Raw genomic sequence first — 13,068 nt, forward strand, 5'->3', positions numbered from 1 at the left:
GATGACTAGTGCGGCCAAAACCCAGACTGGCGACGAGGTGACGCCGCCAGACATGGTGACGCTGACCATTGACGGCACCCAGATCTCGGTTCCCAAGGGAACCTTGGTGATTCGCGCAGCCGAGCTGATGGGCATCCAGATTCCGCGGTTCTGCGACCACCCGCTGCTGGATCCGGTCGGGGCCTGCCGGCAGTGCATGGTCGAGGTCGAGGGTCAGCGCAAACCGATGGCGTCGTGCACCATCGTCTGCACCGAAGACATGGTGGTGCGCACTCAGCTCACCTCCGAGGCCGCGGACAAGGCGCAGCACGGCGTGATGGAGCTGCTTCTGATCAACCATCCGCTGGACTGCCCGATGTGCGACAAGGGTGGCGAGTGCCCGCTGCAGAACCAGGCCATGTCCAACGGCCGCGCCGATTCTCGCTTTGAAGATGTCAAGCGCACGTTCGCGAAGCCGATCAACATCTCCTCGCAAGTGCTGCTGGACCGCGAGCGGTGCATCCTGTGCGCTCGCTGCACGCGGTTCTCCGAGCAGATCGCCGGTGATCCGTTCATCGACATGCAGGAGCGCGGCGCCCTGCAGCAGGTCGGCATTTACGCCAATGAGCCGTTCGACTCGTACTTCTCCGGCAACACCGTGCAGATCTGCCCGGTGGGTGCCCTGACCGGCACCGCCTACCGATTCCGGGCCCGCCCTTTCGATCTGGTCTCCAGCCCCAGCGTGTGCGAGCACTGCGCGGGCGGCTGCGCCGAGCGCACCGATCACCGCCGCGGCAAGGTGCTGCGCCGGCTTGCCGGTGATGACCCCGAGGTCAACGAGGAGTGGAACTGCGATAAGGGACGTTGGGCGTTCCGGTACGACACCCAGCCCGATGTGCTCACCACTCCCCTGGTCCGCGACGCCGACGGTACGCTGCAGCCGGCGTCGTGGGCGCACGCGATCGTCGCGGCCACAAGGGGATTCGAGGCGGCTCGCGGGCACACCGGTGTGCTCGTCGGGGGCCGGGTGACCTGGGAAGACGCCTACGCCTATTCCAAGTTCGCGCGAATCACGTTGGACACCAACGACATCGACTTCCGCGCGCGCCCGTACTCGGCCGAAGAGGCGGAGTTTCTGTCGGCGCGCGTCGCGGGCCTGCCACTCACGGTCAGCTATTCCGATCTGGAATCGGCGCCGGTGGTCGTGCTGGTCGGGTTCGAACCCGAGGACGAGGCGCCGATCGTATTCCTGCGGCTGCGCAAGGCCGCCCGCAAGCATGGCGTGCCGATCTACGCGGTCGCCCCGTTCGCCACGCGCGCGCTGACGAAGATGTCCGGCCGGTTGATCCAAACCGTGCCCGGCGCGGAACCGTCGACCCTGGACGGTCTGGCCACCGGCGAGGTGGGCGACCTGTTGTCCCACCCCGGAGCGGTCATCATGGTCGGCGAACGCCTGGCCACGGTGCCCGGTGGGTTGTCCGCGGCGGCCCGGCTCGCCGATGCCACCGGGGCCCGGCTGGCCTGGGTGCCGCGGCGTGCCGGGGAACGTGGCGCGCTGGAGGCCGGAGCACTGCCCGGGCTGCTGCCCGGCGGTCGTCTGGTGGCCGACGACACCGCCCGCGCACAGGTTGCCGCGGCATGGAATGTCGACGAATTGCCTTCCGCCGCTGGGCGTGACGTCGACGGCATTCTGGCCGCCGTGCAGGACGGAAGCCTGGGAGCGCTGCTGGTCGGCGGTATCGAACCCGCCGACTTCGCCGATCCGGATGCCGTCTTGGCGGCGCTGGACGCCGCCCGCTTCGTCGTCAGCCTCGAGCTACGGCGCAGCGAGGTCACCGAACGCGCCGACGTGGTGTTCCCCGTCGCGCCCACCACGCAGAAGGCGGGCGCATTCATCAACTGGGAGGGCCGATTCCGGCCCTTCGCGCCCGCGCTGCACGGCAGCACCCAGCAGGCCGCCCAATCCGATCATCAGGTCCTCGACACGCTCGCCGACGAAATGGGCGTGTACCTCGGAATGACCAGCGTCGCAACGGCTCGCGAGGAGATGTCGGCGCTGGGCAACTGGGACGGCGAGCGCGCAAGCGGCGCACCGGTCGACGCGGGGGAACCGCCCCAGCCCGGCAAGGGCGAAGCCGTGCTCACCGGCTGGCGGATGATGCTCGACAACGGCCGTGCACAGGATGGCGAACCGTATCTGGCCGGAACAGCACGCAAACCCGTGGCGCGGCTGTCGGCCGGCACCGCGACCGAGATCGGCGCGGCCGAGGGCGACACCGTCACGGTCAGCACATCGCGCGGCTCAATCAGCCTGCCGCTGAACATCACTGACATGCCCGACCGGGTGGTGTGGCTGCCGCTGAACTCGCCGGGCTCCGCGGTGCAGCGGGACCTGGGCGTCACCGTCGGCAACATCGTGCGAATCGGAGCGGGCTCATGACCACCTTCGGACACGACACCTGGTGGCTGGTGCTCGGCAAGGCGCTGGCCATCTTCGTCTTCCTGATGCTGAACGTACTGCTCGCGATCCTGCTCGAGCGCAAGATCCTGGGCTGGATGCAGCTGCGGCCCGGACCCAATCGGGCCGGCCCCTGGGGCGCCCTGCAGAGCCTGGCCGACGGGATCAAGCTGGCCCTCAAGGAGAGCATCACCCCGGTCGGCGTCGACAAGTTCGTTTACTTTGCGGCGCCGGTCATCTCGACGATCCCCGCGTTCACCGCGTTCGCGTTCATCCCGTTCGGCCCCGAGGTGTCGATATTCGGCCACCGCACCCCGCTGCAGCTGACCGACATGCCGGTCGCGGTGCTGTTCATCCTGGGGCTCTCGGCGATCGGTGTCTACGGCATCGTGTTGGGCGGCTGGGCATCCGGCTCCACCTACCCGCTGCTGGGTGGGGTGCGGTCCACCGCGCAGGTCATCTCCTACGAGGTGTCGATGGGGCTGTCGTTCGCGGCCGTCTTCCTGTTCGCCGGCACCATGTCGACGTCGGGAATCATCAAGGCGCAGGACGGCGTCTGGTACGTATTCCTGTTGCTGCCGTCGTTCATCATCTATCTGATCTCGATGGTGGGTGAAACCAACCGCGCCCCATTCGACCTGCCGGAGGCCGAGGGTGAACTCGTCGCCGGCTTCCACACCGAGTACTCGTCGCTGAAGTTCGCGATGTTCATGTTGGCCGAATACGTCAACATGATGACGGTTTCGTCGCTCGCGACGCTCATGTTCTTTGGCGGCTGGCATGCTCCCTGGCCGCTCAACATGTGGGATGGCGCCAACACCGGCTGGTGGCCGGTGCTCTGGTTCACCGCCAAGATGTGGGTCTTCCTGTTCATCTACATGTGGCTGCGGGCCAGCCTGCCCCGGCTGCGCTACGACCAGTTCATGGCACTGGGCTGGAAGCTGCTCATCCCTGCGTCGCTCGTCTGGGTGCTGATCGCGGCGGTTATCCGCACGCTGCGCAACCAGGGCTATGCGCATTGGACTCCCCTGCTGGTGGTCTGCAGCATCGTCTTCGCCGTTGGACTCGTGCTCGTGCTGCGTAAGCCATTCAGCCCGCCGGGCAATCGCGCACTGGCGCGCGAGCTTCGCAAGCGTCGCGACGAGGCACCGCCGCCACCGGCATTCCCGACACCACCGCTGCCGGCCAAGGTTCTGACGTCGTCAGTCGGTGCGAGCAAGGAGAAAGCACGTGGCTAAATTCCTGGACGCCGTCGCAGGATTCGGCGTCACATTCAGCGCGATGTTCAAAAAGCGTGTCACCGAGGGGTATCCGGAGAAGCCCGGCCCGGTCGCCCCGCGCTATCACGGCCGTCATCAACTCAACCGCTACCCCGACGGCCTGGAGAAGTGCATCGGCTGCGAGCTGTGCGCTTGGGCCTGCCCGGCCGACGCGATCTACGTCGAGGGCGCCGACAACACCGACGAGGCAAGGTTTTCGCCGGGAGAGCGTTACGGCCGGGTCTACCAGATCAACTATCTGCGGTGCATCGGCTGCGGTCTGTGCATCGAGGCCTGCCCGACCCGCGCGTTGACAATGACCAACAACTACGAGATGGCCGACGACAACCGCGCCGACCTGATCTACGAAAAGGACCGGCTGCTGGCGCCGCTGCTGCAAAACATGCTCGCGCCGCCGCACCCCAGGGCCGAAGGCGCCACCGACAAGGACTACTACCAGGGCAACGTCACCGCAGATGGCTTGCGCGAGAACCAGAACGCGGGAGAGGCCCGGTGACCACCACACTGGCGACCGATGTCATGATCCGGACCTCCACCGGCGAAGCGGTCGCCTTTTGGCTGCTGGGCGCCCTCGCCGTGATCGGCGCGATCGGGGTGGTAACCGCCGTCAACGCCGTGTACTCGGCGATGTTCCTGGCGATGACCATGATCATCCTGGCCATCTTCTACATGATCCAGGACGCTCTGTTTTTGGGTGTGGTTCAAGTCGTGGTCTACACCGGCGCGGTGATGATGCTGTTCCTGTTCGTGCTGATGCTGATCGGCGTGGACTCCGCGGAATCACTGAAGGAAACGCTGCGCGGGCAGCGCGTCGCCGCGGTGATCACCGGACTCGGGTTCGGCATTCTTCTGGTCGCCGCCATCGGCAAGGTGACGACCGGGGGTTTCGTCGGATTGACCACCGCGAACGCCAACGGGAACGTCGAAGGCCTGGCGGCGCTGATCTTTTCGCGCTACCTGTGGGCGTTCGAGCTGACCAGCGCACTGCTGATCACCGCCGCGGTCGGGGCGATGGTGCTGGCGCACCGCGAGCGTTTCGAACGTCGCAAGACGCAGCGTGAACTCTCCGAAGAACGGTTCCGAACCGGTCGCCCGACCCCGCTGCCCAGCCCCGGCGTCTACGCACGCCACAACGCGGTGGACGTGGCCGCGTTGCTGCCCGACGGCTCCTACTCGGACGAGTCGGTGTCGAGCATGCTGCAAACCCGCGGCGCGGACGGCAAAGAGACTCCCCGCCGGCAGGCCATCAAAGGCGGTGCGTCATGAATCCGGCTAACTACCTTTATCTTTCGGCACTGCTGTTCACCATCGGGGCCTCCGGAGTGCTGTTGCGCCGCAACGCCATCGTGATGTTCATGTGCGTCGAGCTGATGCTCAACGCCGTCAACCTGGCATTCGTCACCTTCGCGCGCATGCACGGCCACCTGGACGGACAGATGATCGCGTTCTTCACGATGGTGGTGGCCGCGTGCGAGGTCGTGATCGGCCTGGCCATCATCATGACGATTTTCCGTGCCCGCAAATCGGCGTCGGTCGACGACGCGAACCTACTCAAAGGCTAAAGATCGCCGCGATGACACACTTGACCTGGCTGCTCGTGGCACTACCGCTGGCGGGTGCCGCAATCTTGCTGTTCGGCGGCAGACGCACCGACGCGTGGGGACATTGGCTGGGCGTCGTCGCCGCGCTGGGGGCGTTCGGGGTGGGCGCAACACTGCTGTCGGACTTGCTGAGCCGCGACAGTGAGCACCGCGCCATCCACCAGACGGTGTTCACCTGGATCCCGGTCGACCAATTCCAAGTCGACTTCGGGCTGCAGATCGACCAGTTGTCAATCTGCTTCGTGCTGCTGATCTCCGGCGTGGGATCGCTGATCCACATCTACTCGGTCGCCTACATGGCCGAAGATCCGGACCGCCGAAGGTTTTTCGGATACCTCAACCTGTTCCTGGCCTCGATGCTGCTGCTGGTCGTCGCCGACAACTACCTGGTGCTCTACGTGGGCTGGGAAGGCGTCGGTCTGGCGTCCTACCTGCTGATCGGATTCTGGTATCACAAACCGTCGGCAGCGACGGCGGCCAAGAAGGCGTTCGTGATGAACCGAGTCGGCGACGCCGGCCTGGCGCTGGGCATGTTCTTGATGTTCAGCACGTTCGGAACCCTTTCGTATGCCGGTGTTTTCGCCGCCGCCCCGGCCGCCAGCCGCGGCGTGCTGACGGCGATGGGGTTGCTGCTGCTGCTGGGCGCCTGCGCCAAGTCCGCGCAGGTTCCGCTGCAGGCCTGGTTGGGTGACGCCATGGAGGGCCCGACCCCGGTGTCCGCGCTGATCCATGCCGCGACCATGGTGACCGCCGGTGTGTACCTGATCGTGCGGTCCAACCCGATTTACAACCTCGCTCCGGGCGCCCAACTCGGCGTCGTCCTTGTCGGCGCCGTGACCCTGCTGTTCGGGGCGTTCATCGGCTGCGCGAAGGACGACATCAAGCGCGCGCTGGCGGCGTCGACGATGAGCCAGATCGGCTACATGGTGCTGGCCGCGGGGCTCGGTCCCGCCGGTTACGCGTTCGCGATCATGCATCTGCTCACCCACGGCTTCTTCAAGGCCGGGTTGTTCCTCGGGTCGGGCTCGATCATTCACGCGATGCACGAAGAGCAGGACATGCGCCGTTACGGTGGGCTGCGCGCCGCCCTGCCCGTCACGTTCATCACCTTCGGGTTGGGATACCTGGCGATCATCGGCGTGCCGCCGTTCGCGGGCTTCTACTCCAAGGACGCCATCATCGAGGCGGCGCTGGGCGCCGGCGACCTCCGTGGCTACACACTGGGCGCAGCCGCGCTGCTGGGCGCGGGCGTCACCGCGTTCTACATGACGCGGGTGATGCTGATGACCTTCTTCGGCGAAAAGCGTTGGGCCCCGGGCAGCCATCCGCACGAGGCACCGGCCTTGATGTCCGGGCCGATGATCCTGCTCGCCGTTGGGTCGGTGTTCTCCGGCGGCCTGTTCGCCATCGGCGGCACCCTGCCGCATTGGCTGGAACCGGTCGTGGGCGCGCACGAAGAAAGTACGCACGCCCTACCGGCCTGGATCAGCACGACGCTGGCGCTGGCGGTCGTCGCGGTCGGAATCCTGGTGGCTTATCAGAAGTACGGCAGGCTTGAGATTCCCAGAGTTGCTCCCGTTCAGGTGTCGGTGCTGACCACCGCCGCACGTAGAGACCTGTACGGCGATGCCTTCAACGAGGAGGTATTCATGCGCCCTGGCGCGCAGTTGACCGACGCGCTGGTCGAATTCGACAACGTGGGCGTGGACGGCTCGGTCAACGCCCTGGCCGCACTGGTCGGCCGGACCTCAAATCGCTTGCGGGGGCTGCAGACCGGCTTCGCCCGCTCCTACGCACTAGAGATGTTGGCGGGCGCCACTCTGCTGGTCGCGGCGATCCTGGCGGTGCAACTGTGGTGAGCTCGAACGTGCCATGGCTGTCGGTGCTTTGGCTGGTGCCGCTGGCGGGTTCGATCATCATCATCCTGATGCCGCCCGGGCTGCGCCAGCTCGCCAAGTGGACGGGCGTGGTGGTCAGCGTCCTGACCCTGGCGGTCGCGCTCGTCGTCACGCTCGGCTTCAAGACCGGCGGCGCCCCTTACCAATTCCTGGAAAAGCATCCCTGGATTCCCGCGTTCGGCGCCGGCTACAACCTCGGCGTGGACGGCATCGCAGTGGTGCTGGTGCTGCTGACCGCCATCCTCATTCCGCTGCTGCTGGTGGCGGGCTGGAACGACGGCGGCGAGGGCACCCGAGGCGTGCACGCCTACGTCGCCTTGACGCTGGCCATCGAGTCGATGGTGCTGATCTCGGTGATCGCACTGGATGTGCTGCTGTTCTATGTGTTCTTCGAAGCGATGCTGATCCCGATGTACTTCCTGATCGGCGGTTTCGGCAAGGGCGCCGGCCGCTCGCGTGCCGCAGTGAAGTTCTTGCTGTACAACCTGTTCGGCGGCCTGATCATGCTGGCGGCAGTCATCGGGTTGTATGTGGTGACCGCACAACACGGTTCGGGGACCTTCGACTTCCGGGAAATCGTGACCGGCATCTCCTCGGGCCGCTTCGCCGGCGTGGACCCCGCAGTGTTCAAGGCGCTGTTCCTGGGCTTCATGTTCGCGTTCGCCGTCAAGGCCCCGCTGTGGCCGTTCCACCGCTGGCTGCCCGACGCCGCGGTCGAGGCCACTCCGGCCACCGCGGTCTTGATCACGGCGGTGATGGACAAGGTCGGCACCTTCGGGATGCTGCGCTACTGCCTGCAACTGTTCCCCGATGCGTCAAACTATTTCCGGCCGCTGATCGTGACGCTGGCCATCATCGGGGTGATCTACGGCGCGATCGTCGCGATCGGCCAAACCGACATGATGCGCCTGATCGCCTACACCTCGATCTCGCACTTCGGGTTCATCATCGCCGGCATTTTCGTGATGACGAGCCAGGGCCAGAGCGGTTCGACGCTGTACATGCTCAATCACGGCCTGTCCACGGCGGCGGTATTCCTCATCGCGGGATTCCTGGTAACACGACGGGGCAGCCGGTTGATCGCGGACTACGGCGGGGTGCAGAAGGTGGCGCCGATCCTGGCCGGCACCTTCCTGGTCTCGGCCATGGCCACCCTCTCGCTGCCCGGCCTCGCGCCGTTCATCAGCGAATTCCTGGTCCTACTGGGCACTTTCAACCGGTACTGGCTGGCCGGCGCGTTTGGGGTGACCGCATTGGTGCTGGCGGCGATCTACATGCTGTGGCTCTACCAGCGCGTGATGACCGGACCGGTGGCCGAAGGCAACGAGAAAATCACTGATCTGCGGCTACGCGAGCTGGTCGTCGTCGCACCGTTGATGGCGCTGCTGTTTGTTCTCGGCGTCTATCCCAAGCCGGTGCTCGACATCATCAATCCTGCTGTAGACCACACGATGATCACCATCGGCCAGCATGATCCCGCGCCGACGGTACCGGTGGGTACGGGCGTACCCCGGACAGCCGAAGGACCGCACCAATGACCCTTCCCACCCCCAGCATCGAGTACTTCCTGCTGTGCCCGATGCTCATCGTCTTCGGCATCGCGGTGGTCGGCGTGCTGGCTGAAGCGTTCCTGCCCAGAAACTTTCGCTACGTCTCGCAGGTAGCGCTGGCCCTCGGCGGTTTGGTCGCGGCATTCGTCGCCGACATCGTGGTCAGCCGTTCGCTACCCGCGTCCGGTCGCAGCGCGGTACTGGGTGCGGTGGCCATCGACCGGCCCACGCTGTACCTGCAGGGCACCGTGGTGCTGGTGGCCGTGATGGCCGTCATCTTCATCGCCGAGCGCAGCAACATGGCCCAGACCGCCAACAAGGTGGCGGTCGCTGCGGGGGTGTCCGGGCATGCCTCCGGATTGGATGCCTTTACCCCGCAGGCATCCGCGGTCCCCGGCAGCGACGCCGAACGTGAGGCCGAGCGGGCCGGAGGCGCCCAGACCGAGCTCTTCCCGCTGCTGATGCTGTCCGTCGGCGGCATGATGGTGTTCCCGGCAGCCAACGACCTGTTGACGATGTTCGTTGCGCTGGAAGTGTTGTCGCTGCCGCTGTACCTGATGTGCGGGCTGGCGCGTCACCGCCGGCTGCTGTCGCAGGAAGCGGCGATGAAGTACTTCCTGCTGGGCGCCTTCTCGTCGGCGTTCTTCCTCTACGGTGTGGCGTTGGTCTACGGCGCCACCGGCACACTGCTGCTGACCGGTATCCGGGATGCGCTTGCGGCCCATGGTGATAGCTCGATGGCGCTGGTCGGCGTCGCACTGTTGTCGGTCGGCCTGTTGTTCAAGGTGGGCGCGGTGCCGTTCCACTCGTGGATTCCCGACGTGTATCAGGGCGCGCCAACGCCGATCACCGGGTTCATGGCGGCGGCCACCAAGGTCGCGGCGTTCGGCGCACTGCTGCGCGTGGTCTACGTCGCGTTGCCGCCCCTGCACGAGCAGTGGCGCCCTGTGCTGTGGGCCATTTCGATCCTGACCATGGCGGTCGGCACGGTCACCGCGGTGAACCAGGCCGATGTCAAACGCATGCTGGCCTATTCGTCGGTCGCCCACGTCGGTTTCATCCTCACCGGTGTGATCGCCGACAACCAGGCCGGTCTTGCGGCGACGTTGTTCTACCTCGTCGCCTACAGCTTCAGCACGGTCGGCGCGTTCGCCATCGTCGGTCTGATTCGCAACTCCGACGGCGTCGAGGACGCCACGCTGTCGCACTGGGCCGGGCTCGGACAGCGGTCCCCCATTGTGGGCGTGATGCTTTCGATGTTTTTGCTGGCCTTCGCCGGTATCCCATTGACCAGTGGATTCATCAGCAAGCTCACGGTGTTCAAGGCCGCCGCACAAGGTGGCGCCGTGCCGTTGGTGATCATCGGTGTGATCGCCAGCGGGGTCGCAGCCTATTTCTATGTCCGGGTGATCGTGCTGATGTTCTTCACCGAGCCGACGGACAACACCCCACAGGTCGTGGCGCCGGGCATCCTGAGCAAGATCGCTATCGCGATCTGCGCCGCAATCACCGTGATTCTGGGGATCTTCCCGCAACCGCTGCTCGACCTCGCCGACCACGCCGCGCAGTTGCTGCAGTAACCGCGCAGTTGCTGCAGTAACCACCTCAGCCCAAAAACGGCCGCGTGGCCACGACGTAGATCGCCAAGACCGCCAGCGGTGCCGCCAACGGCACCCACGGCAGGTGCAGCGGGAACGACATCGCGACCACGCCCACAAAGGTAAACCCCACTGCGGCAACAATTGTCGGCCAACTTGCCATGACGGCCACGTCCGGCATCCCGGCCGCGTGGCGACAGATCAGGTAGGCGGCCGCGCAAAGGCCCGAAAGTCCGACGTAGACATATGACGGATCGGACATCACGATCGTGGTCACCGATAGCAACACGGCAACCGTGGCGGCCGGTCGAAACACCATCCCGACACCCACCGTAACCATCGCGGCCAACCCGGCGCCCAATGCCGGCCCGTGGGTTCCCACCGCGGCCAAGCCGACCATCACAAGGCCGAATCCCGTTGCCAGAGCATGGAGCCCGAATCGTGCGACCGATGACATTGCTACCCCCGAAGCCGTCCCCGCACCCGGTGGCGGCGATCCGGCATCACGCCCATCGACTGCTCCAAGGTGTGATCTTCCTGCCAAGAGACGACGTCGACACCGATGGTTGCCATGTCGCGATACATGGCGGAACGTTGCAACGCCCACAGCCGATCCACCAGCGGGTCCTGTTCGTCTTCAAACGGAGAACTGTCGAGAGCGTCGACGGCGATCACGACGTGACCGCGTTTACGCAAATCGATCAGCGCCAGGCCGAATTCGGCGTCGAGCAGCGTGGAGAACGCGATGACGATCGCCCCGGCCGGAACGGCCGCGCGCGGGGCCAGTGTGCCGGTGGTGTTTTCGAATCGGCCGCCCGCGCCGAGCACAGTGTCGAGAACGCGATAGAACTGCCGCTGACCGATGTCGGCGCCAATCCACCGTGGGCGATTACCTCCGAGCGCAACGATGCCGGCGCGATCGCCGTAACGCAACGCGGTCTGCACCACCTGAGCGGCGCCACGCACGACTCGTTCGGTGGCGTCGGTTGCCGGGCCCGCGGGCTGCCGATACCCGTCGATCAGCACCACGATGTCGGCGGCGCGGTCGGTCAGTCGCTCCGTCACGTGCAGCCGGCCGCGGCGCGCGCTCACCGGCCAGTTGACCGCCCGCAGTTGGTCACCCGGAACGTAGGGACGAATATCGGCGTACTCGACGCCCGGGCCGGTATGCCGGGTCAGGTGGGCGCCCAGGCGGTCGAGCAACTCGGTTCGCGGGATGGGCGTCGACTGCGGCGGCGTCAACGGAAACACGATGACATCGGCGGCGTCGACGGTTGCCGTCCCCGTCAGCAGGCCACCGCGCGCCACCGCATCAACCCGGGCTCCGATCGCGTACCTGCCCCAGCGTTGTGCCACTGCCACAACCGTTTTCGCGTGCCGGGAATCCGAAGCGAGAACTTCGAGCTCCATGCCATCGACGGCGGGAACCGTCAGTTCGACCGCCCATGCTCCGGGCGCCCCGGCTTCCTCCGTGGCCGACAGCGTCACCCTCGCCCGCTCGCCTTCGAAGCATCGCTGTGACTCCGGCTCCCCGCGAACGTAGATCTTCGGCACGGGGTGCTGCCAGCTGATCGAGCACAGCACGCCGAGCAGGGGCGCCGCGAACGCGACGAGCTGCCAATGCGCGCCGATCACGGCGGCGGTGAGCGCAACCCCCGCGCAGGTCGCGATTGCCCGTGTCAATGGCGATGCGCGCCATCGGAACTCGACCTCGCGACCGTCCACAGCGGGCTACCCGGCCCCCTCGTTGGTGCGAGGTACCGGCAAGCGCCGCAACAGTTCTCCGACGACGTCGGCGCCCTGGATCTTGCGCACCCACATCTCCGGGCGCAGGGTGATCCGGTGCGCAACCGCCGGGACGGCGAGAGCCTTGACATCCTCGGGGATCACATAATCGCGGCCGAGCAAGAGCGCACGAGCGCGGGCAAGCTGAACCAGGTCGAGTTCGGCGCGCGGACTGGCGCCCACGGCGACCTGCGGATGGCGCCGGGTCGCGGTGGCCAGCGACACCACGTAATTCAAGACGTCTTCGTGCACCGTCACCTGCTCGACCGATTCGCGCATCGCCAGCAGATCGTGGCCATCCACCACCTGATTGACCGTCGGCTCGGCCGAACCGCGGTCGAGGCGCCGGCGCAGCATCGAGGTTTCGTCGCGCTCGGAGAGGTATCGCAGTTCCAGCCGCATCGCGAATCGATCCAGCTGCGCCTCTGGCAACGGGTAGGTGCCTTCGTACTCGATCGGGTTGTCGGTGGCCAGAACGATGAATGGCGTTGGCAGCTTGTGGGTTTCGCCGTCGATGCTGACCTGTCCTTCGGCCATCGCCTCGAGCAGCGCCGCCTGGGTCTTGGGTGGAGTGCGGTTGATCTCGTCGGCGAGCAGCAGGTTGGTGAAGATGGGGCCGGCGCGAAACGCGAAGTGGCCCGACTGCATGTCATAGATCGTCGAACCGAGCAGGTCCGCCGGCAGCAGGTCCGGCGTGAACTGCACCCGGGTGAATCGCAGACCCAGCGCGGCGGCGAAGGATCGCGCGATCAGTGTCTTGCCCAGTCCGGGGAGATCTTCGATGAGCACGTGGCCGCGCGCGAGCACCGCGGTGAGGATCAGCGTGAGCGCGGTGCGTTTTCCCACCACCACGCGTTCGATCTCGTCGAGCACCGCCTCGCAGTTCGCGGTGGTGGTCGCGGCCGGCATCGTGACGCCT

Annotated in this window: 11 protein-coding genes; 8 read left to right on the forward strand and 3 right to left on the reverse strand. The window is 66.2% G+C overall.

The window, feature by feature from the left end; translation table 11 throughout:
• Window position 1 precedes the first annotated feature (1 nt).
• Genes ACZY0B_RS10715 through nuoN form a run of 8 tightly spaced genes read left to right on the forward strand, consistent with a single transcriptional unit; the run spans window position 2 to window position 10,346 of the window.
• Entirely contained in the window at window positions 2–2,419 is a 2,418-nt protein-coding gene (locus tag ACZY0B_RS10715) for an NADH-quinone oxidoreductase subunit G (RefSeq protein WP_463764082.1), read from the forward strand.
• Window positions 2,416–3,675 (forward strand): NADH-quinone oxidoreductase subunit NuoH, encoded by a 1,260-nt coding sequence (gene nuoH / locus ACZY0B_RS10720; protein ID WP_463764083.1) that lies wholly within the window; start codon window positions 2,416–2,418, stop codon window positions 3,673–3,675. The genes ACZY0B_RS10715 and nuoH overlap by 4 nt, the downstream gene beginning before the upstream one ends.
• Complete coding sequence (gene nuoI / locus ACZY0B_RS10725) at window positions 3,668–4,213, forward strand: NADH-quinone oxidoreductase subunit NuoI (RefSeq protein ID WP_463764084.1); 546 nt, start codon at window positions 3,668–3,670, stop codon at window positions 4,211–4,213. Before nuoH ends, nuoI begins: the two co-directional genes overlap by 8 nt.
• Window positions 4,210–4,983, forward strand: a complete 774-nt coding sequence (locus ACZY0B_RS10730; RefSeq protein WP_463764085.1) for an NADH-quinone oxidoreductase subunit J — start codon at window positions 4,210–4,212, stop codon at window positions 4,981–4,983. Before nuoI ends, ACZY0B_RS10730 begins: the two co-directional genes overlap by 4 nt.
• Window positions 4,980–5,279 (forward strand): NADH-quinone oxidoreductase subunit NuoK, encoded by a 300-nt coding sequence (gene nuoK / locus ACZY0B_RS10735; RefSeq protein WP_025735676.1) that lies wholly within the window; start codon window positions 4,980–4,982, stop codon window positions 5,277–5,279. Before ACZY0B_RS10730 ends, nuoK begins: the two co-directional genes overlap by 4 nt.
• Before the next feature lie 11 nt (window positions 5,280–5,290).
• Window positions 5,291–7,177 carry an NADH-quinone oxidoreductase subunit L gene (gene nuoL, locus ACZY0B_RS10740; RefSeq protein WP_463764086.1) on the forward strand — a complete coding sequence of 629 codons (1,887 nt, stop codon included), beginning with the start codon at window positions 5,291–5,293 and terminating at the stop codon, window positions 7,175–7,177.
• Window positions 7,174–8,754, forward strand: a complete 1,581-nt coding sequence (locus tag ACZY0B_RS10745) for an NADH-quinone oxidoreductase subunit M (RefSeq protein ID WP_463764087.1) — start codon at window positions 7,174–7,176, stop codon at window positions 8,752–8,754. The genes nuoL and ACZY0B_RS10745 overlap by 4 nt, the downstream gene beginning before the upstream one ends.
• Entirely contained in the window at window positions 8,751–10,346 is a 1,596-nt protein-coding gene (gene nuoN / locus ACZY0B_RS10750; RefSeq protein ID WP_463764088.1) for an NADH-quinone oxidoreductase subunit NuoN, read from the forward strand. The genes ACZY0B_RS10745 and nuoN overlap by 4 nt, the downstream gene beginning before the upstream one ends.
• A gap of 25 nt (window positions 10,347–10,371) precedes the next feature.
• On the opposite strand, the gene ACZY0B_RS10755 is transcribed toward nuoN, so the two are convergent.
• The 3 genes from ACZY0B_RS10755 to ACZY0B_RS10765 are packed head-to-tail and all read right to left on the reverse strand — an operon-like array spanning window position 10,372 to window position 13,058.
• A complete protein-coding gene (locus tag ACZY0B_RS10755) occupies window positions 10,372–10,821 on the reverse strand; it encodes a hypothetical protein (RefSeq protein WP_463764089.1) in 450 nt (149 codons plus the stop codon).
• Window positions 10,822–10,823: 2 nt separating this feature from the next.
• Window positions 10,824–12,089 carry a DUF58 domain-containing protein gene (locus tag ACZY0B_RS10760; protein ID WP_463764090.1) on the reverse strand — a complete coding sequence of 422 codons (1,266 nt, stop codon included), beginning with the start codon at window positions 12,087–12,089 and terminating at the stop codon, window positions 10,824–10,826.
• Between the two features lie 6 nt (window positions 12,090–12,095).
• Window positions 12,096–13,058, reverse strand: a complete 963-nt coding sequence (locus ACZY0B_RS10765; protein WP_463764183.1) for an AAA family ATPase — start codon at window positions 13,056–13,058, stop codon at window positions 12,096–12,098.
• Window positions 13,059–13,068 lie beyond the last annotated feature (10 nt).

It is taken from the genome of Mycobacterium sp. IDUB_19 (genome assembly GCF_055419445.1).